The sequence below is a fragment of the Stutzerimonas stutzeri genome, from assembly GCF_002890895.1.
In the GTDB taxonomy this organism is placed as follows: domain Bacteria; phylum Pseudomonadota; class Gammaproteobacteria; order Pseudomonadales; family Pseudomonadaceae; genus Stutzerimonas; species Stutzerimonas stutzeri_AB.
Genome location: NZ_POUL01000006.1, coordinates 166,977 through 190,731, shown reverse-complemented (window position 1 = coordinate 190,731; position 23,755 = coordinate 166,977). Strand labels below are relative to the sequence as shown.

24 protein-coding genes are annotated in these 23,755 nt (G+C 62.7%); 5 read left to right on the top strand and 19 right to left on the bottom strand.

The window, feature by feature from the left end:
- Nucleotides 1-14: 14 nt before the first annotated feature.
- Genes CXK96_RS13480 through CXK96_RS13470 form a run of 3 tightly spaced genes read right to left on the bottom strand, consistent with a single transcriptional unit; the run spans nucleotide 15 to nucleotide 5,651 of the window.
- On the bottom strand, nucleotides 15-1,511 hold the full coding sequence (locus tag CXK96_RS13480) for an efflux transporter outer membrane subunit (protein WP_102836962.1): 1,497 nt from the start codon (nucleotides 1,509-1,511) through the stop codon (nucleotides 15-17).
- Nucleotides 1,511-4,564 (bottom strand): efflux RND transporter permease subunit, encoded by a 3,054-nt coding sequence (locus CXK96_RS13475; protein WP_102836961.1) that lies wholly within the window; start codon nucleotides 4,562-4,564, stop codon nucleotides 1,511-1,513. Before CXK96_RS13475 ends, CXK96_RS13480 begins: the two co-directional genes overlap by 1 nt.
- A gap of 4 nt (nucleotides 4,565-4,568) precedes the next feature.
- Entirely contained in the window at nucleotides 4,569-5,651 is a 1,083-nt protein-coding gene (locus CXK96_RS13470; protein WP_102836960.1) for an efflux RND transporter periplasmic adaptor subunit, read from the bottom strand.
- A gap of 218 nt (nucleotides 5,652-5,869) precedes the next feature.
- Here CXK96_RS13470 and bfr point away from each other — a divergent pair, with 218 nt between their 5' ends.
- Nucleotides 5,870-6,337: a bacterioferritin gene (bfr, locus tag CXK96_RS13465; RefSeq protein WP_102836959.1), complete on the top strand. Its 468-nt coding sequence runs from the start codon at nucleotides 5,870-5,872 to the stop codon at nucleotides 6,335-6,337.
- 68 nt (nucleotides 6,338-6,405) lie between these two features.
- Here bfr and cueR read toward each other — a convergent pair whose 3' ends face one another.
- A complete protein-coding gene (cueR, locus tag CXK96_RS13460; RefSeq protein WP_102836958.1) occupies nucleotides 6,406-6,831 on the bottom strand; it encodes a Cu(I)-responsive transcriptional regulator in 426 nt (141 codons plus the stop codon).
- A gap of 95 nt (nucleotides 6,832-6,926) precedes the next feature.
- Nucleotides 6,927-9,308, bottom strand: coding sequence for a heavy metal translocating P-type ATPase (locus CXK96_RS13455; protein WP_102836957.1), 2,382 nt, complete (start codon nucleotides 9,306-9,308; stop codon nucleotides 6,927-6,929).
- 156 nt (nucleotides 9,309-9,464) lie between these two features.
- On the opposite strand from CXK96_RS13455, the gene CXK96_RS13450 reads away from it, so the two are divergent.
- Nucleotides 9,465-9,656, top strand: a complete 192-nt coding sequence (locus tag CXK96_RS13450) for a heavy-metal-associated domain-containing protein (RefSeq protein WP_102836956.1) — start codon at nucleotides 9,465-9,467, stop codon at nucleotides 9,654-9,656.
- A gap of 44 nt (nucleotides 9,657-9,700) precedes the next feature.
- On the opposite strand, the gene CXK96_RS13445 is transcribed toward CXK96_RS13450, so the two are convergent.
- Nucleotides 9,701-10,330, bottom strand: a complete 630-nt coding sequence (locus tag CXK96_RS13445) for a TetR family transcriptional regulator (RefSeq protein WP_102836955.1) — start codon at nucleotides 10,328-10,330, stop codon at nucleotides 9,701-9,703.
- Nucleotides 10,331-10,535: 205 nt separating this feature from the next.
- On the opposite strand from CXK96_RS13445, the gene CXK96_RS13440 reads away from it, so the two are divergent.
- Nucleotides 10,536-11,732, top strand: coding sequence for a Bcr/CflA family multidrug efflux MFS transporter (locus CXK96_RS13440; RefSeq protein ID WP_102836954.1), 1,197 nt, complete (start codon nucleotides 10,536-10,538; stop codon nucleotides 11,730-11,732).
- 16 nt (nucleotides 11,733-11,748) lie between these two features.
- Here the strand turns inward: CXK96_RS13440 and CXK96_RS13435 are convergent, their stop codons facing one another.
- Entirely contained in the window at nucleotides 11,749-12,762 is a 1,014-nt protein-coding gene (locus tag CXK96_RS13435) for a zinc-binding alcohol dehydrogenase family protein (protein ID WP_102836953.1), read from the bottom strand.
- A gap of 107 nt (nucleotides 12,763-12,869) precedes the next feature.
- Between CXK96_RS13435 and CXK96_RS13430 the strand changes: the two genes are divergently transcribed.
- Nucleotides 12,870-13,790 (top strand): LysR family transcriptional regulator, encoded by a 921-nt coding sequence (locus CXK96_RS13430; protein ID WP_102836952.1) that lies wholly within the window; start codon nucleotides 12,870-12,872, stop codon nucleotides 13,788-13,790.
- Nucleotides 13,791-13,818: 28 nt separating this feature from the next.
- Here CXK96_RS13430 and CXK96_RS13425 read toward each other — a convergent pair whose 3' ends face one another.
- The 3 genes from CXK96_RS13425 to CXK96_RS13415 form a co-directional block, all read right to left on the bottom strand.
- Entirely contained in the window at nucleotides 13,819-14,769 is a 951-nt protein-coding gene (locus CXK96_RS13425) for an adenosine deaminase (protein ID WP_102836951.1), read from the bottom strand.
- Between the two features lie 523 nt (nucleotides 14,770-15,292).
- Complete coding sequence (locus tag CXK96_RS13420; protein WP_200636635.1) at nucleotides 15,293-15,565, bottom strand: hypothetical protein; 273 nt, start codon at nucleotides 15,563-15,565, stop codon at nucleotides 15,293-15,295.
- Nucleotides 15,566-15,716: 151 nt separating this feature from the next.
- On the bottom strand, nucleotides 15,717-16,307 hold the full coding sequence (locus tag CXK96_RS13415) for an IMPACT family protein (protein WP_102836950.1): 591 nt from the start codon (nucleotides 16,305-16,307) through the stop codon (nucleotides 15,717-15,719).
- Between the two features lie 194 nt (nucleotides 16,308-16,501).
- Here CXK96_RS13415 and CXK96_RS13410 point away from each other — a divergent pair, with 194 nt between their 5' ends.
- A complete protein-coding gene (locus tag CXK96_RS13410) occupies nucleotides 16,502-16,831 on the top strand; it encodes a four-helix bundle copper-binding protein (RefSeq protein ID WP_102836949.1) in 330 nt (109 codons plus the stop codon).
- A gap of 53 nt (nucleotides 16,832-16,884) precedes the next feature.
- Here CXK96_RS13410 and CXK96_RS13405 read toward each other — a convergent pair whose 3' ends face one another.
- The 9 genes from CXK96_RS13405 to rutA all read right to left on the bottom strand — a co-directional run bounded on the left by CXK96_RS13405 (nucleotide 16,885) and on the right by rutA (nucleotide 23,687).
- On the bottom strand, nucleotides 16,885-17,520 hold the full coding sequence (locus CXK96_RS13405; protein ID WP_102836948.1) for a DUF1826 domain-containing protein: 636 nt from the start codon (nucleotides 17,518-17,520) through the stop codon (nucleotides 16,885-16,887).
- Nucleotides 17,520-18,722: a zinc metallochaperone GTPase ZigA gene (gene zigA / locus CXK96_RS13400; protein WP_102836947.1), complete on the bottom strand. Its 1,203-nt coding sequence runs from the start codon at nucleotides 18,720-18,722 to the stop codon at nucleotides 17,520-17,522. The genes CXK96_RS13405 and zigA overlap by 1 nt, the downstream gene beginning before the upstream one ends.
- 9 nt (nucleotides 18,723-18,731) lie before the next feature.
- Nucleotides 18,732-19,136: an RNA polymerase-binding protein DksA gene (gene dksA / locus CXK96_RS13395; RefSeq protein WP_102836946.1), complete on the bottom strand. Its 405-nt coding sequence runs from the start codon at nucleotides 19,134-19,136 to the stop codon at nucleotides 18,732-18,734.
- A gap of 145 nt (nucleotides 19,137-19,281) precedes the next feature.
- Nucleotides 19,282-19,809, bottom strand: coding sequence for an NADH-dependent FMN reductase RutF (rutF, locus tag CXK96_RS13390; RefSeq protein ID WP_102836945.1), 528 nt, complete (start codon nucleotides 19,807-19,809; stop codon nucleotides 19,282-19,284).
- A gap of 12 nt (nucleotides 19,810-19,821) precedes the next feature.
- Nucleotides 19,822-20,412 (bottom strand): malonic semialdehyde reductase, encoded by a 591-nt coding sequence (locus tag CXK96_RS13385; RefSeq protein WP_102837058.1) that lies wholly within the window; start codon nucleotides 20,410-20,412, stop codon nucleotides 19,822-19,824.
- A gap of 11 nt (nucleotides 20,413-20,423) precedes the next feature.
- Nucleotides 20,424-21,221 carry a pyrimidine utilization protein D gene (gene rutD, locus CXK96_RS13380; protein ID WP_102836944.1) on the bottom strand — a complete coding sequence of 266 codons (798 nt, stop codon included), beginning with the start codon at nucleotides 21,219-21,221 and terminating at the stop codon, nucleotides 20,424-20,426.
- A gap of 183 nt (nucleotides 21,222-21,404) precedes the next feature.
- Nucleotides 21,405-21,791: a pyrimidine utilization protein C gene (gene rutC, locus CXK96_RS13375; RefSeq protein WP_102836943.1), complete on the bottom strand. Its 387-nt coding sequence runs from the start codon at nucleotides 21,789-21,791 to the stop codon at nucleotides 21,405-21,407.
- A 61-nt stretch (nucleotides 21,792-21,852) separates the two neighbouring features.
- The gene (gene rutB, locus CXK96_RS13370; protein ID WP_102836942.1) at nucleotides 21,853-22,599 is read right to left on the bottom strand and encodes a pyrimidine utilization protein B; all 747 of its coding nucleotides are present in this window, start codon (nucleotides 22,597-22,599) and stop codon (nucleotides 21,853-21,855) included.
- A complete protein-coding gene (gene rutA, locus CXK96_RS13365; RefSeq protein WP_102836941.1) occupies nucleotides 22,599-23,687 on the bottom strand; it encodes a pyrimidine utilization protein A in 1,089 nt (362 codons plus the stop codon). Before rutA ends, rutB begins: the two co-directional genes overlap by 1 nt.
- Between the last annotated feature and the right edge of the window lie 68 nt (nucleotides 23,688-23,755).

Sequence of the window (23,755 nt, the reverse complement as noted above, 5' to 3'; positions counted from 1 at the left end):
CCAGCCTAACGCCGTTATTCCACAGCATTCGAGCCCGACGTTGCTGACGCGGGCTCGTTAGTCTGCACCGCACTTGGGTTCATTTCCCAGCCGCCGCCAAGTGCTACAAACAGTGCGACTTGTGCCGTCGCAAGTGCGGTACGGCCCTGCAGCGCTTGTTGCCGAGCACGCAGGGAGCCGCGCTGGGCGTCCAATACTTCGTTGAGATTCGCCTCACCCAGTCGATAGCTGGTCTGCGCCAGCTCATAGGCGTATTCACGATGACGAAGGGTGGTCCGTAGCGAGTCCAGGCGGCGTTTCTGTCCGTCGATGCGGACCAGTGATCGCTCGACCTCTTCCAGCGCTTCGGCCAGCGCCTGCTGGAAGCCGAGGTAGGCGCTTTCACCTTCCACATCAGCCAGGTCGATTGCCGCGCCCCGTCGGCGATAATCGAGGAAGGGCAAGCCAAAGGTCGCACCGAGACGCGCGAAGTTCGAAGCGGTGGAGAAGGCATTGCCCAGTGCCAGGCCAGAACGCCCGACTGCCGCCTGTAGCGCCAGGGTCGGGAACAGGTCGCGGCGGGCGGCCAGAGATTGCAGCTGTGCGGCCTGCAGCTGCGCCGCTTCGGCAATCAAATCCGGACGACGGCGCAAGAGATCCAGCGGTTGTCCGGGCGGGATGGGTCTGTCAGCGAGCGGCACCTTGGCCGACGCTTCGAACTCGCGCGCCACGCTACCCGGCGGTTCGGCGAGCAGCGTATCGAGCGCCAGCCTGGCTTCGGCCAGGTTGATTTCCAGTTCATCCAGATCCGCCTGCAGGGAGGCGCGCTCAGCGGCACTGGCCTCGACATCCAGCCGGGTCACCTCGCCAGCTTCGAACATTCGACTGGCGATGTGCTCGAGCTCTGCTGCAAGTTCGATCCCCTCCAGCAGCAGCGCCCGCTGCCCCTCGAACGCGCGCACCTGCATGTAACCCTGTGCAGCATTGGAGGCCACCGCCAGCCGCGCGGCGATGGCTTGGGCTTGCGCCGAGCGAATCTGCTGGCGCGCACTGTCGGTTCGCGCCCGGGTAGCGCCGAAGATGTCCAGCTCCCAACTGGTTTGCAGGGCGAGTTCCCAGGTATCGAAGGTGATCACGTCTTCGTCGGGGATGAACTGGCCTATGGGGCTATTGGGGTTCGGTTCATTGTTGTTCTCGATCCACTGACGGCTGGTCGAGCCTGGCAGCGCGAATGTGGGGAACAGGCCGGCGCGAGCCTGGCGCAATTGCGCGCGCGCGGTATCGACCCGCAGCATGGCCAAGCGAATGTCACGGTTGTTATTCAGAGCCTTGCGGACAAGTTGAGTCAGCACCGGGTCATCGAACTGCTGCCACCAGTCGGCGAGCGTCTCGGCATCGGCTGGCTGCTGGCGCACCGCGTGGAACCAGCTGTCCGGAACGTCCGGGGCAGGCCGTTCCGGCACGCTGGAGCAAGCGCCGAGCGCCAACGCCAGCGCCCAGATCAGGGGGGTACGAGCCAATCGGCAGGGCATCAGGTTTCCTCCGGTTTGACGCGCATGAACAACAGGTACAGACAGGGCACGGCCAGCAGGGTAAGCAGCGTGGCGAAGCCCAGCCCGCCCATGATGGTGACAGCCATGTTGGCGAAGAAGGGGTCGAACAGCAGCGGCACCATACCCAGCACCGTGGTGCCTGCAGCCATCATCACCGGGCGAAGACGCGACGCCGAGGCCTCGACGATGGCCGTTAGCCGCGGTACCTCATCGGCTATCTGCCGGTCGATCTCGTCCACCAGCACCACGGCGTTCTTGATCAACATACCGGTCAGACTCAGCAGCCCGAGCAGCGCCATGAAGCCGAATGGCTGGCCGGTGATCAGCAGCCCCAGGGTGACGCCGCACAGCGCCATCGGCACCACTAGCCAGATCATCAGTGGCTGGCGGACCTTGGCAAACAGCAGCACCGTGACCAGCACCATCGCCAGGTACGGCACTGCAAGCGTGCTGGCCAGAGCCTGCTGCGCGTCGGAAGATTGCTCATGGTCACCGCCCCATTCCAGTGAGTAGCCGGTCGGCAGTTCGATGTCCTCGAGCAGCGGTCGAATCCGCTCGAATGCGACATTGGTATTCTCCCCGTCGCGCGGCTCAGCACGCACGGCGATGGTTCGTTCGCGGCCGTAGCGGCGGATCATCGACTCCTCGGTGGTCGCCTCGATGCCGTCCGCGACCTGTGCCAGCGGCACGTAACTGCGCGTTGCCGGGCTCCAGATCAGCCGTTGCAGGAGTTCGCCCGGTTCGACGCGATCCTCTCGAGTGGCGCGCAGGAGGATCGGAATCAGCTCATCCTGATCGCGGAACACGCTGACCTGCTGGCCTTCACTGGCGACAGACAAGGCCTGCGCGACCTGCTGGCGAGTAAGGCCGGCATCGGCCAGACGGTCCAGCGCCAGCTGTGGGCGCAGTACGGGTACGGGGGATCGCCAGTCGTCACGGATGTTGAAGACATTCCCTTGTTCCTGAAGGATGCGCTGACCTTCGGCCGACAATCGTCGCAACTCGTCGAGTTCAGGGCCACTGATTCGCGCTTCGAGCTTGGCCTCGGCATTGGGGCCGAACATGAACTGCGCTGCGGCGACATCGGCGGAGGGGTAACGGCCTGGTAGCGTCTGGTTGATCTCACGAACCAGATCGGCGATCACCCCTGCCTCCTTGGTGCGAACCAGAAAGTGCATCAGCGCCGGGTTGGGCTGTTCCGGCGCGTAGGTGAGCATGAAGCGCGACGCGCCCGCACCGACAAAGGTCGACACATCGGTGACGCCGTCGAGCTGCTTCAGATAGCCCTCGACATCCTCGGCGGTGCGGCTGGTCTCGCGAATATGCGTACCCTGCGGCAGGAACAGGTTCAGGTAGAAGATCGGCGTACTCGAAGGTGGGAAAAAGCTCTGCGGCACCCGACTGAAGCCCACTACGCTGAGGACGGTGAGCACAACCAGAACGCCCAGCGTCAGCCAGGGACGCGCGAGCACGGCGCCTGCCATGCGTCGGTAGCGGTTGTAGATCGGCCCGCTGTAGGCATCGTCCGGATTGGCATCCTTGTCCGTTTTGTCACCCTTGCGCTCAAGCAGGTAGTGCCCGAACAGCGGCACCACCAGCAGCGCCAGCAACCAGCTCAGCAACAGCGATGTGGCGATGACGAAGAACAGCGAAAAGAGAAACTCGCCGGTGGTGTCCTGGGACAGGCCGATCCCGGCGAACGCGAGGATGCCGATGATGGTCGCGCCCAACAGCGACCACTGCGTCTGCTGCAGGGTCTTGCGTGAGGCTTCCAGAATGCTCATGCCGCGCTGCTTCTGAATCAGCATCCCGTCGCAAACCACCACCGCGTTGTCCACCAGCATGCCCATGGCGATGATCAGCGCGCCGAGGGAGATGCGTTCCAGCTCGATCCCGGCCATCCACATGACCAGCAAGGTGCCGAGTACCGTGAGAAACAGCACCGCGCCGATGATCGCGCCCGCACGCACGCCCATGGCCAGACAAAGCACGCCGACGACAATGGCCACCGAGAGGAACACGTTGAGCGCGAAGCTGTTGACCGACTCGTTGACGATGCTGTGCTGCTGGTACAGCGGATGCAGTTCGGCGCCAAGCGGCATCAACCGCTGCATGGATTGCAGCTTCGCCTCGACACTGCGGCCCACCTCGACGATGTTGCTGCCGGAAATACCGCTGATGCCTATTGTCAGTGCTGGCTCGCCGTTGTGGCGGATGATCTGCCGTGGCCGCTCGGCATAGTCGCGTTTCAGCGTGGCAATCGAGCCCAGATCCACACTCTGCTGGCCCTGGCCGACCGGCAGGGCACGCAAGGCATCCAGCGAGTCGAAAGCGCCCGTAGGGCGGATGTGTACAAAGAATTCACCAGCACGCACGCCTCCCGCTTCAACGGCGGCATCGGCATCGGCTAATGCCGCGAGCAGCTCCTGAGGGGACAGGCGCAGCGCAGCCAGGCGCGCCTGGTCGACCTCCACCAGAATCCGCTCCTCACGCACGCCAGCGAGTTCGACCTGACCGACGCCGTCTGCCGTGATCAGCCCGCGACGCAGATCCTTGCCCACTTCATGCAGCTCTTCCAGCGTCAGGCCATCGCCGGTGAGGGCGAAGAAGATGCCATAGACATCGCCAAAGTCATCATTGACCAGCGGCGGGTCCAGGCCCGGCGGCAATTGCTGTCGGGCGTCCTCGACCTTGCTGCGTAGTTGGTCCCAGATCTGATCGAGCTGATCGCCCGAATAGCGGTCCTGGATCTCGACTCGGATTTCGGCCAGGCCGATCATCGAGCGCGAACGGATTTCCTTGACCTCGGAAAGCTCCTGAATGGCGCTTTCCAACGGCTCGGTCACTTCCTGCTCGACCTCCAGCGCGGTTGCGCCCGGGTACTGCACCGTGACGATGGCTTCCTTGATGGTGAATTCGGGATCTTCCAGGCGGCCCATCTCGAAGAACGCGACGATGCCACCGATCAGGCAGATCAGCACCAGAACCCAGATATTGACCGGCTTGCAGATGGCGTAACGGGCTAAGTCCATCCGCTTACTTCCGCCGCTCGGCTTTGATCGGTTGGTCTTCCGAGAGCTTGCTGCCACCCGCTACGATCACCAGCATGTCGTTGTTCAGCTCGCCGCTGACCACCGCATGGTCGTCTTCGATCCGTTCGAGCTGCAGGTCATGGCGCTGGGCGTGTCCGTCCACCGCCAGCCACAGGTAATGGCTGCCATTGGGTGCTGTCTGCACCGCATTGAGCGGCACGCGAAAACGCGGTGTTTTCTCGCTCTGTGGCTCGGCAGGCCGCTCGAGGCGAACCCGCATGGCCATACCTGGCAGCAGGTTGAAGTCCTCCGGCGGTTGGCCCTGTAGCGTCAGGCTGTAAGTGCGCGAGCCTTCGCGCGGCTGGGTGCTGTGTTCCTTGTATTCAAGCGGCAGCGTCAGGTCGGCAATCACCAGCTCGCCGACGGCCTGCAGCGTTTCATTCAGGGGGATGCTCAGCGCGGCTGTTTCGGGCAGGTCAACGGTGACTTCAATGTGCTGGTTGTTCTGCAACTCGAGCACCGGTGTACCCGTGGCGACCACCATGTCCGGCTCGACCAGCCGCCGCGCGACGACGCCGTCGAACGGTGCCTCCAGTGTGCTGTGCTTGATATTGCGCTGTGCGCTGTCGCGAGCGACGCGTGCCGCCACCACACTGGCCTGCAGCGGCTCTACCGCGGCGGGGGCGAGAATCCCTTCGTCCAGCAACGCACGCTTGCGGCTCAGATCCGCCTCCAGCTGACGAAGCCGTGCTTGGGCCTCGCGCAGTTGCAGCTGGTAATCGGTGTCGTCGAGTTCGGCGACCGGCTGGCCTTTTTCGACGTGCTCGCCTTCGTCGACAAGGATGCGCTCGACGCGCCCCGGCACCTGGAACGCCAGCTGCGTGCTGGTCACGCTTTCGACCACACCGGGAAAGCGCAACGACTCGGGGCCGTTATCAATACGTTGCAGCGGCTCGACAAAGGCAACGCGTGGCGGCACCTGAACAGGTTCCTTGTCCTCGGCGCAGCCGGACAGGGTCAGCCCAATGCAGATTGAGGCGATAGTAAAGCGATGTCGTGAGCGGCCTCGGGACGTTAAGAGCGGCATCCGTTCTCCTGGACAATGGCGACGAGCAAGACGTCGCGACAATGCGAAACGCCGCGACAGATTCAGTAGAACCCCGCTCTGGCTCGGGAGTTCGGCCTATGCTGAACTGACCCACTGGTCAGCTGGTTTTGCCTGCGGCAACGGGGCCACGGTCAATCCGCCGCCGATTGGGCGTATCATTGTCCGGCGTTCAAAAGTCAGTGCAGGAGAGAGTCGCAATGCAAGGTCAGCCACAAGTCATCGAATATCTCAAAGAACTGCTGCGTGGGGAGCTGGCGGCGCGTGATCAGTATTTCCTGCACTCGCGGATGTATGCCGACTGGGGGTTCACCAAGCTCTACGAGCGGATCAATCACGAAATGCAGGAGGAAACCGAGCACGCCGATGCGCTGCTCAAGCGCATCCTGTTCCTCGAAGGCACACCGGACATGACGCCGGAGGCAATGCATCCCGGCCACACCGTTCCTGAGATGTTGCGCGCCGATCTGGCACTCGAATACAAGGTGCGCGAAGCCCTGGCCAAGGGCATCACCCTGGCCGAGCAGCACGGTGATTACCAGACCCGTGAAATTCTCGAGCTGCAGCTGATGGACACTGAAGAAGATCACGCCTACTGGCTGGAGCAGCAGCTCGGCATGATCGACCGCATCGGGCTGCAGAACTACCTGCAATCGCAGGCTAGCTGATCTATCGCGAGGCCAGGCGCAATGCCTGGCCTTGTTGTATCCCTGATGGAAAAGCGGTGTTGCTCTGTCTAGCTGCGCTCACGGGGTGCGCTGGACGAGCAGCACCCGCCGGATTCCAGGTCCTTGAGGATGGGGCAATCCGGCCGGTCATCGCCCTGACAGGTGTCGACCAGCTCTTGCAGGGTGTCGCGTAACCCCACCAGTTCAGCGATCTTCTGATTGAGCGCCTCGATATGCGCGCCGGCCAGGGACTTCACGTCAGCGCTGGCGCGATGGCGGTCCTGCCAGAGCGTGAGCAGCCTGCTCACTTCCTCCAATGAGAAGCCCATATCGCGCGAGCGCTTGATAAACGCGAGGCGGTGCAGGTCTTCCTCGCCATAGTGGCGGTAACCGTTGGCGCTGCGCCCGGCGGGGGAGATCAGGTCGATGGACTCGTAGTAGCGAATCATCTTTGCCGACAACCCGCTTTTCTTTGCTGCTTGGCCAATGTTCATGTGCGCATCCAGACGAATCGGTGTGAGGCTGTTGTGTGCTGCGTCGGCGCGGTGTCCATGCGTGCCGCCGATCACAGCCCGTGCGCGGCTGCACGCTAGTCCTTCGGCTCCCAACGCTTGAGCAGCAGCGCGTTGCTGACCACGCTGACGCTCGACAACGCCATCGCCGCGCCTGCCACTACCGGACTCAAAAAACCGAAGGCTGCCAGGGGAATCCCGACCAGGTTGTAGATGAACGCCCAGAACAGGTTCTGCTGGATCTTGCGGTAGGTGCGGCGGCTGATCTCCAGTGCAGCGGGCACCAGGCGTGGATCGCCGCGCATCAGGGTGATCCCCGCCGCATGCATGGCCACATCGGTCCCGCCGCCCATGGCGATGCCGACATCGGCGGCGGCCAGTGCTGGCGCATCGTTGATGCCGTCGCCGACCATCGCCAGCACCGCGCCGCCTTTTTTCAACTCGGCGATCGTGGCCGCCTTGTCGGCCGGTAGCACTTCGGCGTGCACGCTGTCGATCTGCAGCGCCTCGGCCACCACACGGGCACTGCCGCGGTTGTCACCGGTGATCAAATGGCTGCGAATATGTCGGGCGTTGAGAGCTGCGATCGCTTCAGCGGCGCCTTCTTTGAGGCTGTCGCCAAAGGCGAACAGGCCGAGCACGCGAGATGTCGGCGCAGTCTCGATCAGCCAGGACAGCGTGCGGCCTTCGCTTTCCCAAGCTTCGGCTTTGCCCGCCAGCTCGCCCGGCTGCAGGCCGCTGTCGTCCAGCAGCCGGCGGTTGCCCAGCGCCAGCGAGCGGCCATCGAGATCGCCGGCGATGCCGCGCCCTGTGAGCGACTGGCTGCGATCGACGTCGGCCACTGTCAGCCCTTGCTCGGCGCAGCGGTCCAGCACAGCCTGCGCCAGCGGATGTTCGCTGCCGCGTTGCAGCGCACCGGCCTGTTGCAAAAGCGCGGACTCATCGCCATCAACGGCATGCAGATGAACAATGCGCGGCTTGCCGGAGGTTAGGGTACCGGTCTTGTCAAAGGCGACCGCCGTCACGGCATGGGCGACCTCCAGCGCTTCAGCGTCCTTGATCAGAATGCCGTGTCGTGCGGCGACACCGGTGCCGGCCATGATCGCAGCTGGCGTCGCAAGGCCAAGCGCACAGGGACACGCGATGACCAGCACGGCAACCGCGTTGATCAACGCCACTTCGGCGGGCGCGCCAACGAACAGCCAGCCCGCCAGGGTCAACAAAGCAATCACCAGCACCGCCGGGACGAATACCTGGCTGACCTTATCCACCAGTTTCTGGATGGGGGCCTTGGCGGCCTGGGCGTCCTCGACCAGCCGAATGATGCGCGCCAGCACCGTTTCGCCGCCCAGCGCGGTGGTGCGAACCAGCAACCGGCCTTCACCGTTGATCGCGCCGCCGGTGATGCTGTCGCCCGGCGCCTTCGCCACCGGCAGGCTTTCACCGCTGATCAGGGCCTCGTCGGCCTGGCTTTCGCCTTCGACCACTTCGCCGTCCACCGGGAAGCGCTCGCCGGGCTTGACCAACACCAGGTCGTTCAGACGCAGGACCGCAATCGCCACCTCTTCTTCGCGGCCATCAACCACGCGTACCGCGCGATCGGGCCGGAGCGCCTCCAGTGCACGAATGGCTGCGCTGGTCTGGCGCTTGGCACGGCTTTCCAAGTATTTGCCCAGCAGGACGAGGGCGATCACCACGGCGGACGCTTCGAAATACAGATGCGGCATCTGCCCAGCCTCTGCGACCCACCACTGGTAGAGGCTCAGGCCATAGCCGGCGCTGGTGCCGATCGCGACCAGCAGGTCCATGTTGCCGGCCCCGGCCCGCACGGCCTTCCAACCCGCCACGTAGAAACGCGCACCAAGGATGAATTGCACCGGCGTGGCGAGCACGAACTGCATCCAGGGCGGCAACATCCAATGCAGGCCCAGCAGGTCGCCAAACATTGGAATGACCAGCGGTGCGGCAAGCAGCAGCGCGGCAATAACGGCCCAGCGTTCACGGCGTAGGCGGCTTTCGCTCCGGTCAGTGGCAGGCTCGCTATCGCTGCTGGCTTGAGCCTTGTAGCCAGCGGCCTCGACCGCCGCGATCAATACTGACGAGTCGACCGCGCCGAGCACTTCGATACGGGCACGTTCGTTGGCCAGGTTCACCGAGGCGCTGCGCACGCCGGGCACCTTGAGCAGTGCTCGCTCGATGCGGCCCGCACAGCTGGCGCAGGTCATGCCTTCGATGGCCAGTTCAAGGGTTTGTACCGGCACGCCGTAGCCGGCTTTTTCCACGGCCTGTACCAGTTCGGAGAGCTCGCCTTCATGGGTCTGCACGCGGACTTGCTCGGCAGCAAGATTCACCGCCGCGCTGTCGACGCCGGGCACCTTCAGCAGGGCGCGCTCGACCCGCCCGGCGCAGCTCGCGCAGGTCATGCCGGAGATAGGCAGCGTGTAGGTTGCGCTCGTCATGGTTTGCTCCGAATAGGCCAGTTGCCGCTGAGGATCAACCTTCACCTTGTGGGAAGGTCAAGTCCAGTAACAGGATGTCGCAGCCAAGCCTATTGACCTTGTCAGTGTGGCAACGTTGAGCATGCTGGTGTATTCAACGAACGAAAGGAGCAACCGATGCAGACGTTCAACGTGAAAGGCATGACCTGCGAGCATTGCCGGCGCGCCGTGACTCAGGCAATCCAGTCGCGCGATGGCGATGCCAAGGTCGATGTCGACCTTGAGGCGGGCGTGGTGCACGTGGAGGGTGGGCTGGACGATGCGACCATCCGCGAGGCAATCGAAGAAGAGGGCTATCAGGTCCAGTGATGCAGCACGCGGCAGCAGCTGCTGCCGCGTTTGTTAGGGATGCGTCAGCGCACGGCGGAACTGTCCCAATCCTTGACCAGACCACGGAACACCGGGTCGATCAGCGCGGCGCAATCTTTTTCCGGATCGAACAGGGTCGGGTCGCGGGTCCAGTCGCTGAACACGCCGACGATCAGCGCGTGCAAGGTGCGCGCGGCCAGACGCGGAGTAGTGCCTGGATACAGGCTGTCAGCGGCGCTCTCCAGAAGTTTTTCGCACAACTCAATGAACTGATTGATGAACGCCTGGTGGCGCTCTTCCGCTTCGCGTAATTCGTCGGTGAATTCGCAACGGTGCAGAAGGATGGTCATGACCCTGCGCTTCTGCTCATCCCGGCCCAAGGCACTGATGCCTTCGATACAGAGCTCATACAGCGCCCTCAACGGCTGCTGCTGGGTGCAGCTGCAAAGCCGCTCGGCCATCTGTTCCGGGGGCAGGCGAACCTGATTGAGCATTTCGTGAAACAGATGCGCTTTGTTCTGGAAATGCCAGTACACGGCGCCGCGGGTCACGCCGGCGTCGCGGGCAATCTGGTCGAGACTGGTGTGCGCCACACCCTTGTCGAGAAACAGCCGCTCGGCAGAGGCGAGCAGGGCAACACGGGTCTTTTCGGCGTCTTCTTTGGTTCTTCGCATGGGTGAGCTACGGCAGCCTGATACTGCATTGAATAATGCCTTCGCGGCGGATAATGCGGAGTTCGTCCTTTAACCTCTGCAACTTTGGATGTTTACAATCGTCTGTGTATGTAACAGCATCTCAGCTTCTCTGTAAACGTTCGATCTCGGTCGCGGCTTCGCTGCGGGTCGATGCTTCGGCTTTTTCCGCTCCGCGAGTTTATCCATGCCCCTTCCTATTCTGCTCATTCTGGGCGCGCTCAGCGCCTTTGGTCCGTTGGCCATCGATTTCTACCTGCCGGCGTTTCCCTCGATGGCGCGCGCTTTTGCCACGGATGTGGAACACGTGCAGCTGTCGCTGGCGGCTTACTTCATCGGCCTGGCCCTTGGGCAGCTGATCTATGGGCCGCTGGCGGATCGGTATGGACGGCGCTGGCCGCTGCTGGTGGGCGTGACGCTGTTTACCCTGGCGTCGCTGGCGTGTGCCTTTGCGCCGTCGCTGGACTGGCTGATCGCTGCGCGTTTCGTTCAGGCGCTGGGTGGCTGCGCAGGCATCGTGGTGACCCGCGCGGTGGTACGCGACTGGTGCGATCCAGTGCAGGGCGCCAAAGTCTTTTCCCAGTTGATGCTGGTGATGGGGTTGGCGCCGATCCTCGCGCCGCTGGCGGGTGGGCTGCTGATGAACGCCTTCGGCTGGCAGGCGATCTTCGTCTCGCTGACGATCTTCAGCGCACTGTGTGGCGTTGCGGTTGCGCTACGGCTGCCGGAAACCTTACCGGCCGATGCACCCAAACACGCCTTGCGAGGAACCCTTGGGCGCTACGTCGCGCTGTTCCGTGACCGCGAATTCATCGCCTTTGCACTCTCGGGCGGCGTGGCGATGGCCGGTATGTTTGCCTATATCGCCGGCTCGCCCTTCGTCTTCATCGAACTGTATGGCGTTCCGGCCGAGCACTACGGCTGGCTGTTCGGCAGCAATGCGGCGGGGTTCATTCTCGTCTCGCAGATCAATGCACGGCTGTTGCGTCTGCGCGGCCCGGGTTTCTGGCTGCGGCGCCTGGTCTGGCTCTACTTCGGTTGCGGCGCGGCGTTACTGATGATTGCGCTGAGCAAGCCGGAGGCACTCTGGCCGTTGCTTATTCCGTTGTTCGCCGGCCTGGCGAGCCTTGGCAGCATCCTGCCCAACGCAACCGCCTGCGCCATGGCGAAGCAGGGCAAGCAGGCGGGCTTGGCGTCGGCGTTGATGGGCAGCATGCAGTTCTGTGTTGCCGCCTTCGCCTCGGCGGCCGTGGGTTGGATGCACAACGGCACAGCCGTGCCGATGGCCTTGGCTATCACGGTGTGTGCCGGCCTGGCGGCGTGCCTGGCCTGGTATACCGGCCAGAGCAGCCTATCCCAACGCAGCGAGACCGCCTCGTCCTGAGGCGGTCCCGCATCCGTCAGAACCCTTCAAGGACGATCTTGCCTTTGGCCTTGCCGCTCTCGATGAAGGCATGGGCGCGGCGCAGATTTTCGGCGTTGATGGCGCCGTAGTGCTCACCCAGGGTGGTCTTCAGCACGCCGGTGTCGATCAGCTCCGCGACCCGGTTGAGCAGCTGGTGCTGCGCAATCATGTCCGGCGTCTGGTACAGCGAACGGGTGTACATGAACTCCCAGTGCAGCGACAGGCTCTTGCGCTTGAGCAGGCTGATGTCGAGGCTGGCCGGGTCATCGATCAAGGCCAGCCGACCTTGAGGCTGCAGCGCCTCGACGATCTGCGGCAAGTGAACGTCGGTGTGGGTCAGGCTGGCAACGTGGGTGACGTCGGCGATGCTCACTCGTTGCAGCTCGGCGGCCAACGGCTGGCTGTGATTGATCACCTCATGAGCGCCCAGCTCACGCACCCAGTCCTGGGTTTCGCTCCGCGAGGCTGTGCCGATTACCTTCAGCCCGGTCAACTGGCGCGCCAGCTGAGTGAGGATGGAGCCCACACCCCCCGCTGCACCGACGATAAGCAAACGCTGATCGCGATCTTCCTTGCCTTCGCTAATCTGCAAGCGCTCGAACAGCAGCTCCCAGGCGGTGATCGAAGTCAACGGCAGCGCCGCTGCAGCCGCGAAGTCCAGTGTTGCGGGCTTGCGTCCGACGATGCGCTCATCGACCCGATGCAGTTCGCTGTTGGCGCCCGGCCGATCCAGCGCGCCGGCGTAGAACACCTCATCGCCGGGTTGGAAGAGGGTGACTTCGCTGCCCACCGCGCGCACCACGCCGGCCACATCCCAACCAAGTACCTGATATTGACCGGCTTCCGGCTGCACGCGCATGCGGATCTTGGTATCCACAGGGTTCACCGAGATGGCGCGGACCTCGACCAGCAGGTCGCGCGGGCCGGGTGTGGGATCAGGCAGTTCGATGTCGATCAGTGAATTCACGTCGTCGACTGGCAGGGATTGTTGGTAGCCGATGGCTTTCATCGTGAGTCTCCTTCTAGAGCTGAACATTGAATACCGCCATGTTCGGCTTTCGCGCTGCGATGAAAAACCGCATATTTCGCAGAGACTCTTTCAATGGAATATTGAAAATGCTGCGCAGCGATGACCTACAGGTATTCGTACTGACCGCCGAACTGGGGAGCCTGTCGGCCGCTGCTCGGCAGCTGGAACTGTCGCCGGCCGTTGCCAGTGCGGCGCTCAAGCGACTGGAAGCGCAATTGGGTTGCCGCTTGCTGGTGCGTTCGACCCGGAGCCTGAGGCTGACGGGCGAAGGCGAGCTCTATTTGCCCCATGCGCGTTCGGCCTTGCAGAGCCTGGTCGAGGGTCAACAACTGCTTGCGGGCGGCAAAGCGACTATCAGTGGCTCGCTGCAGCTGTCAGCGCCGTCAGATTTCGGCCGCAATGTGCTTCTGCCCTGGTTGGACGAGTTCCAGCTGCAGCACCCGCTCTTGAGCCTTCGACTGTTATTGGCGGATCGCAATGCCGACCTGTTTCGGCAGCCGGTCGATGTCGCGCTGCGTTATGGCCAGCCGGAAGATTCCAGCCTCGTGGCGCTACCGGTGGCGGCGGCCAATCGGCGCGTGCTCTGTGCTTCGCCGGGCTACCTGGCGGCAAATGGATCGCCGCGCACGCTGGCCGATCTCGTCGACCATAACTGTCTGCGATTCATGCTGGCCGGGCGGGTGCATGAGCGCTGGTGCTTTCTCGACGACCGCCGCCGCGAGCTGGAGCAGCTGGTGGGCGGGGATCGCGTCAGCGACGATGCCGATGTGGTGCGCCGCTGGGCACTGGCAGGGCGGGGCGTGGTGTATAAATCCTGGCTGGACATCGCTCAGGATGTGCAGTCGGGGCGACTGGTGGTGTTGTTGCCGGAGCTGCAGGGCGAGCCAGCGCCGCTGAACCTGATCTGTGCCCACCGTGCACATCTGGGCGAACGGGTGCGGCTGTTGCGCGAACACTTGGTCGAGCGATGCCAGGTGCTGATACAGCTGGCTCCGTTCTCGAGTTAACGGGCCGCGCGGCGGCGGCCCTTGCCGATCACTTGGCCAGGCGGGCGTCGAGGCTGTTCTGAGCCAGCCGGCGAGCCTGATCCTCGGTCATGCCGAGGCTCTCATGCAGCGCCATGAAATTCTCGGTGACGTAGCCGCCGAAGTAGGCCGGGTCGTCCGAGTTCACCGTCACCTTCACGCCCTGTTCCAGCATCTGCAGGATGTTGTGTTGGCCCATGTCGTCGAACACGCAGAGCTTGGTATTCGACAGCGGGCAAACCGTGAGCGGAATCTGCTCGGCGATCAGCCGTTGGATCAACTTCGGATCTTCGGATGCGCGCACGCCGTGGTCGATGCGGCTGACCTTGAGCAGGTCCAGCGCTTCCCAGATGTAATCGGGTGGGCCTTCTTCGCCGGCATGGGCCACGGCGAGGAAACCTTCAGCGCGGGCCTTGGCAAAGACGCGCTCGAACTTGCTCGGCGGATGACCCATCTCTGAACTGTCCAGGCCGACCGCGAAGAAAGCGTCACGGAACGGCATCGCCTGTTCCAGCGTTTTGAAGGCTGCTTCTTCCGGCAGATGACGCAGGAAGCTCAGGATCAGGCCGCTGCTGATGCCGAGCAACTCGCGGCCGTCCGCCAGCGCGCCGCTGATACCGCGCATCGCGACTTCAAACGGGATGCCTCGGTCCGTGTGGGTTTGCGGGTCGTAGAAGGGCTCGGTGTGCACGACGTTCTGCTCTTCGCATTTTTGCAGGTAGGCCCAGGTCAGGTCATAGAAGTCCTGCTCGGTGCGAAGTACGTCGGCCCCGGCGTAGTACAGATCAAGAAACTCCTGCAAATTGCCGAAGTTGTAGGCGCTGCGCAGCGCATCGACATTGTCCCAGGGCAGGGCAATCTTGTTACGTTCGGCCAGGCGAAACAGCAGCTCGGGTTCGAGCGAGCCCTCGAGGTGTAGATGAAGCTCGGCTTTGGGCAAGGCGTTGAGCCAGTCGTACATGAGAAACCCCCGTCCTGAAAAATTGCATTTAAGCATGTTGGAGGAGTTGACCCAAAGGTCAACTAACGATCCGGCTGCACGTTGCCGAGCATTGCCCGAAATTGTTCGCCAGTCAGCTATCTGACTGTGCAAAAAACGAGCAAGTTGTTCCAAGCGAGGCCGGACGGGGCCGGCCGCTGACAGCCCAAAGGTTATCCACAATCTTGTCCACTGCAATTGCGAATAACCAGACGAAACGATGATAGCGATCTGCAACCGCACGCTGGACATGCTTCAGGCAATAAAAAAACGATGAAAATCAACGTGTTTTGGTGATATGTGCAAGCTTCCGGTGGCGCAGATCAAAAAATGATCGATATTGCCGGGGCCGCGTCAAGACTGGGGTTGCAGGGTTGCTCACATTGTTATCCACAACTTGATGCACATAAATGGTGGAAAACCTGACGACATAAAAAAGCCGCACTTGCTGGTGCAAGCACGGCTTTCGAGCCTGGCGCGCCGTTATGACACGCGTCGCTACTTGTCAGTTTTGCTTGATGGGCTCGACAGGTTCACGCACAACGTCGGGCTCGTCATCGTCAGGCATGGTCACATCGACATCAGGAACAGTGATGACCTTTTCCTTGGTGCCAACATCCACTTCTGGCGCATCGACGTCGTACTCAGGCATGTTGCCGCCTTCGACTTCTACGTCTGGGAGCGAGCCTTCTTCGGTTTTCTCGACATCGCAACCGGCCATGCCCAAGGTGGTCAGCAGCACGGCGCCGGGGATCAGCCACTTATATTTGCTTTTCATTCGTCAGACTCCTGTTTCGCAGCGGAATGCGTGTCTCGGCACTTCCACTCGTTTATGTTGGGGGACATGCGCATGACTGCGCCGACCCAACGGCAAGTGCCGCTGTTATAGGGACTTCTCTGATATCGAGCAGTTCAACGGGACGCGATGCTCAAGGCTCCAGCAAGTGCAGTTCGGAGCGGCCACGGCTGATGTCGGAGAGTAGTTTCTGCACCTGCGGCTGCAGCGCCGCTGGGAAGGCCAGTTGCAATTCGGCGCCTTCTGCGTCGAAGGTTTCGCTGTCAATCAGTGCGTCATAGTCACTCAGGCGAGACTTGAGCAGCGCCAGCTCGGCGAAGCGGCAGTGACAGCTGCAGCGAACCCTGGCAACCAGCTCGACGCGCTCGCCAGCCTGCAGACATTTCGCCGCAGCGCCGCCATAGGCTCGGGCCAGGCCGCCAGTCCCGAGTTGGATACCGCCGAACCAGCGAATCACCACCACGACCACCTGGTCGCAGTCCTGCCCCTCGATGGCGGTCAGCATGGGTCGGCCTGCCGTTCCGCCGGGCTCGCCGTCATCACTGAATCGGTACTGATTGCCGACCTTCCACGCCCAAGAGTTATGCGTGGCGCTGGCATCGCTGACTGCCTGGATGAACGCTTGGGCGTCTTCGGGGCTGGACACCGGCGTAGCCTTGGCGAGGAAGCGGCTCTTGCGGATGGTTTCCTGATATTCGCAAGGCGAGGCAAGGGTGGAGGTCATGTGCATCGCGGGCTGTGAAAAGGGATCGAGGATTGTAGCGGCGACCGTAGCCGAGCGGGGACCCGATGCTCCGGCCGCAGGGGGATGGAAGGACCACTGGGTCGATCAGACTGAACTTAGAACGGCGCGATCAGCACGAAATATCTGAAAGGGCGAACCATCGCTGCCCTCAACATCGACCATGGAGGTATCCAATGCTCAATGCCAAATTCGACGCATGCATCCAGGCTTGTTCCAACTGCGCCATCGCTTGTGAAACCTGCGCTGCATCCTGTCTGCGCGAAGACGACGTGAAAATGATGGCCCGCTGCATCGAGCTTGACCGAGACTGCGCCGACCTGTGTGCACTTGCCGCCACGCTGATGGCCCGTGACAGCAAGCTCGCCCAAGAGATTTGCCGCATCTGCGCGCAAGCCTGCCGCGACTGTGCTGAAGAATGTGGCCAGCACCAGATGGACCACTGCCAGGCCTGCGCCGAAGCCTGTCGCCAATGCGCTGAAGAGTGCGAAAAGATGGCGGCGTGATCGATATGCCGTTGGATCCCGAGGGTCGAGCAGCCACAGCTGCCGGCCCTTTTTCAGGCCAGCCAGTCCAGGGTCAGGATCAGCCTGCGCTCGCCGGGTGCCACCTGCGGTGAGCGGTGGATGATGCCGGCGCCTTCGTTACCCTCGCATCTCTCTCCCTTGAACAGCGCGACTTCACCCGCCAGCAGTCGCTCAATGCCCTGCGGTGCGACCGTGGGATCGCCGAGGCGCTGGCGCGGTATGGCGTGTTCAGGCAGCCATTCGCTGCCCGCGCCGGCATAGGTGGTAATCAGGCGCAAGGGCACATGGTCGACGTGGAAGCGTGGGCACATCGCCTTGTCCAGAATCCTCAGTCGCAGTCCGACGCGGCGTGCTTCAACAAGAGAGCTGAATGCGCGGACCAACCAAGCAACGTCAGCCACGAAACCAGCGTGCCCGGCAATGTCGCGGTAGGCCGTCGCCAGAGCAAACGACTCGACCTCGCCGTTTGCATCAGGCTCGATGGTCAGCGATTCGGCCAGGGGCTCGCCCAGTGCCATCAAACTCTGTGCGAAGCCGGCGATATGAGGCGGCAGTTCGCGCTGCCATACAGAGAGGTTGACGTTCTCAAGCAGCGCATCGCCCAGGACTGCCGGGGCGTGTCCGAATACTTGCTGAGGGATTGCGCTGACCGGCTGCCGCGCCAGCATCACGCAACCTCCTGATGCCAGGGCACGAAAGGGTCCGGTAGGCGCAGCCATTGCTCAGGACCTAGGTTCCATTCGTAGTCGCTGAGCAGGCAGGCGTCGAGTTCGGCGCGCAGGCGATGGAAGTCGATGTGCTGGCCGATAAAGACCAGTTCCTGACGGCAATCCCCGCTGTCATCGCGCCATTTCGAGCGGATTGCCGCACGCGATTCCTCGTCTACGGGCCACTGGGCGTCCGGAGTGAAACGCCACCAGCGGCCGGCGCATTCGTAGCGCATCAGCCCGCCGGCTTGGGACCAGCTACCGGCTTCCTGCGGGCGGCTGGCCAGCCAGAAATAGCCCTTCGAGCGAAGCAGCCGGCCGTTGCTCCACTCCCGGTTGAGGAAGGCATGGAAGCGTTCTGGATGGAACGGGCGACGCGCCAGGTAGGCGGTTGACGCGATACCGTAGGCTTCGCTCTCAGGAATGTGCTCGCCGCGCAGTTCCTTGAGCCAGCCCGGCGCCTGCGCTGCGCGCTCGAAATCAAAGCGTCCGGTGTCGAGTATTTTCGACAGCGCTACGTTGCCCATGCTGATGGGCAGGATTTCGGCGTGGGTGTTCAAACGGGCCAGGATGGCGCCCAGCTCTTCACGATCGGCACTTGAGATGAGATCGATCTTGCTGATGAGGATCACGTCAGCGAATTCCACTTGCTCAATCAGCAGGTCGGTGATCGAGCGCTCATCCTCTTCGCCCAGGGTTTCGCCACGACTGGCCAGACTCTCGGCCTCGTGGAAGTCGCGCAGGAAGTTGACCCCGTCGACTACCGTGACCATGGTGTCCAGCCGTGCCAGGTCGGCGAGGCTCTGGCCCTGTTCGTCGCGAAAGGTGAAGGTCTCGGCCACCGGCAAGGGCTCGGAAATGCCGGTTGACTCGATCAGCAGGTAATCGAAGCGGCCTTCACGCGCCAGCTTGGCCACTTCCTCGAGCAGGTCCTCGCGCAGCGTGCAGCAGATGCAGCCATTACTCATCTCGACCAGTTTCTCTTCGGCACGGTTGAGACTGACGTCGCGCTGGACCTCGCCACCGTCGATGTTGATTTCGCTCATGTCGTTGACGATCACCGCGACGCGGCGACCCTCGCGATTCTTCAGGATGTGGTTCAGCAGCGTACTTTTGCCGGCGCCCAGAAAGCCGGACAGCACGGTGACGGGAAGGCGATTCATGGCGGTCTCTCAGGCGGTTCGTTGGTGTTTTTCGCGCAGTTCCTGGCGCTCTTTGGCTTCAATGCAGAGCGTCGTGGTGGGCCGCAGCAACAGGCGCTTCAGCCCGATGGGCTCGCCGGTTTCGGCGCACCAGCCGTATTCGCCGCGGGCGAGGGCGTCCAGCGAGTCGTCAATCTTGTCGAGCAGCTTCTTTTCCCGCTCCAGCAGCCGGAGCTGCCACTGACGTTGCTCTTCAGCTGTGCCGATATCGGATGGATCGCTGCTGGGCTCTTGTTCGCGCAACTGCTGAAATTCGTCCTCAATGCGAGCCTGCAAATCGGCGCGCTGGTGCAATAGCAAGTCTCGGAAAAACCCTTGTTGGGCTTCATTCATATAGGCGTCGGCGGGTAGCTCGAGGAGTTCGGTTTCGGTCATGGAGGTATGCACAGCCAGTTGGATGCAATAGCTATAACATAACATAAAGAAAGCTGCGCAAACGGGAACGTTGGCCGGACGGCCAGCCGTGGCGGGTATCGGAAAGACAACCTGCGCTGGGTCTGGCGCAGGTCAGGTTTGCGGGTTAGTGACTGCCTTGCAGGCCGTGGTAGGCGCGGTCGAAATACACCAGGCCGTCCGCGTCGTTCTGGTGCTTGAGTGCCAGTACTTCGCAAAAAAGGATGTCGTGAGTGCCGACAGTGGTGCTGTGGCTGACGCGGCAATCGAAGGAGACAGCGGCACCTTCCAGTACGGGCGAGCCCGTCAGCCAGGTGGTCCAGCTTGCGGCAGCGAAACGTTCGGCCATCGGCGTTTTGCCGCCAAACAGGTTGGACAGGTCGCGCTGACCGCTGGCCAACGTATTGACGCAGAGCTGCGCGTTGGCCGTTACAGCCGCGTGCGCTGATGCCGCTCGATTCAGGCAGACCAGCAAAGTTGGCGGATCATCTGTCACGCTACACACGGCTGTCGCGGTAAAGCCGGCGCGCCCAGCGGGGCCATCGGTAGTGATCACGTTGACCGCAGCGGCGAGGCGCGCCATGGCGTCGCGGTAGTCCTGCTTGATCACGGGCGGGGTGGTGACGTTGGTGGGGTCGAGTTCAGCCAGGTTCATATCGGGTCTCCATCAGGCGAACGCGCAGGCGCGGTCGAAAGGCAGGCGCGGCAGCCGGTCGCGCAGCTTGCTGGTATCGCCATAGCCGAGGTTGATCAGCAGGTTGGATTTCCAGGTCGTGTCGTGGAAGAAGGCTTCGTCCAGAGCCTTGGCGTCAAAGCCGGACATCGGGCCGCAATCGAGGCCCAGAGCACGCGCGGCGAGGATCAGGTAGCCAGCCTGCATGGAGCTGTTGCGCAGGGCATTTTCAGCGATCAGTGCCGGCTGGCCGGCATACCAGCTACGGGCGTCGGCGAAGGGAAACAACTCGTGCAGCGTCTCGGGAAAATCCTCGTCATAGGCGACGATCACCGTCACCGGAGCGCTCATGGTCTTGTCCAGATTGCCTTTGGACAGGCACGGCGCGAGCTTTTCCTTGGCCTCGGCTGTGCGCACGAAAACGAAGCGCCCTGGGCAGCTGTTGACGGCGGTCGGGCCCAGGCGAACCTGGTCGTAGAGCTGTTCGAGCAGCGCGTCCGGCACCGGTTTGTCCAGCCAGGCGCTGTGGGTGCGGCCTTCGCTGAACAGGGTCGCAAGGGCTTGTGAATCGAATGGGGTGTGCATGTTCAGTGTCCTCAGGCTGCCGCGGCCTGGCCGCATTGCTCGGCCAGGAAGTCCAGCAGGACTCGGTTGAAGGGTTCGCTGTCGCTGACGCTGGAGGCATGTCCGCCATATTCCAGCAATGCCAGTCGGGCGTTGGGCAGGACCTCTGCCATGTGCTGCGAGCGATTCCAGGGCACCAACATGTCGTCGCGGTTGGCGATCAGCAGCGTGGGCGTCTGGATCGTTGGCAGCTCGGCCTCGATATCGAAGCTCAGCAACGCGCCGATCCGCCGCAGCAGGCTGGCCGTGGTCGGGAAGTTTGCCAGTGCGTGTTCATCGTCCTTCGCCAGTTTCTCGCTGTTGGCGACGATCCAGTCCGCCGGGTAGAGAAACAGCGATTGCGCCTGCACGTACGCGGCCGGACCGCTGTCGCGCAAAAGGTTCTGGCGTACGGCAAAGCACCGTGCGCTGTGAGGGTTGGGGCTGCTCCAGGCATTGACCAGCACCTGGCTCTGTAACCGTTGCGGGCTCAGCAGGGCCATTTGCAGACCTACAAGCCCGCCCAGCGCGTGACCGATGAAATGACACCGGTGAATATTCAGGCTGTCGAGCAGGTCCAGCAGTTCGAGCGCCATGGTGTTGATCGAGTAGCCCTCAGGTAACGAGGCCTGGCTCTTGTTAGTGCCGAGCTGGTCGTAGACGACCACGCGGTAGTCTTGGGTCAGCGCCGGCAATTGCGGCGTCCAGAACGCGCCCGCGCCGCCAAGGCCTGAGCTGCAGACCAGCGTCGGGGCGTCCGCCTCCTGGCGGCCGTAGATTTCATAATGCATAACGAACCTCCTTACAGATCAGAGCACGCCTGGGGGGCGCATCTGCCGCGAGAGGCCACGCCGGATGCTCGCCAACAGCACCTATGGATGTCTGGCAGAGGAAGCACGAGGCTGCTGGCCGAGCCGATTTAACTGATGGCCAACCCAGCCGCCCTGCGCTTCAGCGTGGCGTTTCGCGCGTTGCTATTGGCCGACGTGCGCGATGCTGGCGATCTCGATGAGCGCCTCGGGTTTCACCAGACCGCACTGGATGCAATAACGTGCGGGCTTCTCGCCGGGGAAGTACTCGGCATACACCTCGTTGACCTTCGCGTAGTTGGCCCAGTCGGTGAGCATGATCATGTTGAAGGTGACGTCGTCCATGCTGCCGCCGGCGGCCTCGACGACGCCCTTGATGGTTTCCAGGACGTGGCGGGTCTGGGCGGCGGCGTCGCCGACGTGAACGACGTTGTTGTCCTTGTCGAAGGGCAGGGTGCCGGAGACGTAGACCACGCCATCGGCCATGGAGCCGGGGACGTAGGGCGCGAGCGGTTTGCCGGAGCCGGCTGGGATGATGGATTGCTTGGGCATGTCGGTGATTCCTTGCAAGGCGATGTCTGGGGCCGCTGCGTTGCGGCACTGTCGTTATGAATCAAGAAGCAGTGGCAGTGGATTCGACCTGGGCGAAGGTGCTGCAGAAATCGTCCACGCTGGAGATCCAGCCAAAGAACGTCTCGATGTTGTATAGCGCTGCCTGCTGGGCGAACTCCGGCCCGGCCTGATGGGTAGCATCGGCCAGCACCACGCCGAAATATTCGAGGTGGAAGCCATCGCGCAGCGTCGATTCCACGCACACATTGGTGGCAATGCCGGTGAACACCAGATTGCGGATGCCACGGGCGCGCAGGGTGCTGTCCAAGTGCGAGTTGAAGAACCCGCTGTAGCGCGGCTTGGGCACCACGATGTCGCCGGGCTGCGGCGTCAGTTCATCCACCAACTGATAATCCCAGCCGCCTTTGGCCAGCAGTGTGCCGCCCAGCTCGGGGCGCTTGCGCATGGTTTTCAGGGCGTTGGACTTGTGCCAATTGGGCGAACCCGGACCGCCGGCCTCAACGTACTGAGCGTCCCAGCCGTTCTGCAGGAAAATCACCTGGATGCCCGCCGCTCGCGCAGCGGCCAACGCCTGCAGGATTTTCTCGATCACCGGCCCGGTGCTCGACACATCGAAGCCGGCCAGATCCAGATACCCGCCCTTTGTGGAGTAAGCGTTCTGCATATCCACCACGACCAGCGCGGTCTCACTCGCCTTGATCGCCAGCGGCTCGGGGCGAGCCGGTAGCTTCAGCGTGGCGCCAGCTGGATCCAGGCCGTAGCCTGAAAAATGCTCGGCGGCGCTCATCAGGCGGACTCCTTCAGGTGCTCGATATGGCGACGGCTCTGCATGAGCGGTTGGATCTTCTGACCGAAGGCTTCTATGCCCTCTAGAAAGTCATCGAAGGTCAGCATTACGCCCTGCATGCCAGGCACCGTGGCGATCTCGTCGAGCATCCTGGCGACGTTGGCGTAAGAGCCGACGAGGGTGCCCATGTTGATGTTCACCGCTGAGGTCGGGTCCACCATCTGCCGGATGTTGGTGTCGCTGCCGGAGGTCTTGTCCGCCGCGCCCTGTTCGCCCAGCCAGGCGATGGCTTCCTGATCGACGCCAGCCTTGTAGTGCTCCCACTTGGCGCGGGCGGCTTCGTCGGTCTCGTCGGCAATGACCATGAACAGCACACAGGAAGTCACGTTGCGACCGGTTTTCTCGGTGGCCTTGAGCAACCGCTCCGTGGCTGGCGCGAAGGCGGTCGGCGTGTTCACGCCCTTGCCGAAGCAGAAGTTGTAATCGGCGTATTGCGCCGAGAACGCCATGCCGGCATCCGAAGAGCCCGCGCAGATGATCTTCATGTCCGCCTGCGGCATGGGGCTGACGCGGCAATCTTCCATCTGGAAGTGCTCGCCCTTGAAGTCGCTATGACCGGTAGCCCACAGATCGCGCAATACCTGAGCGTACTCGCCGAGGTACTGGTAACGGTTGCCGAAGAATTCGTCGCCCGGCCACATGCCCATCTGGCTGTACTCGGGCTTCTGCCAGCCGGTCACCAGATTCACCCCGAAGCGGCCATTGGAAATCGAGTCGATGGTCGAGGCCATGCGCGCCACAATGGCCGGCGGCAGGGTGAGGGTAGCAGCGGTGGCGAACAGCTGGATCTTGCTGGTGACAGCCGCCAGCCCCGCCATCAGCGTGAAGGACTCCAGGTTGTGCTCCCAGAATTCGGTCTTACCGCCAAAGCCGCGCAGCTTGATCATCGACAACGCGAAATCGAAACCGTAGCCCTCGGCCTTCTGCACGATGGCCTTGTTGAGTTCGAAGGTCGGCATGTACTGCGGCGCGTTTTCGGAAATGAGCCAGCCGTTGTTGCCGATCGGAATGAAAACACCAACATCCATGGGAAGCACCTCTGTACGCAATGGCTAGAAAGCGCTGCCCGAACGTGGCGGGCAGGGTCACAGAGGCT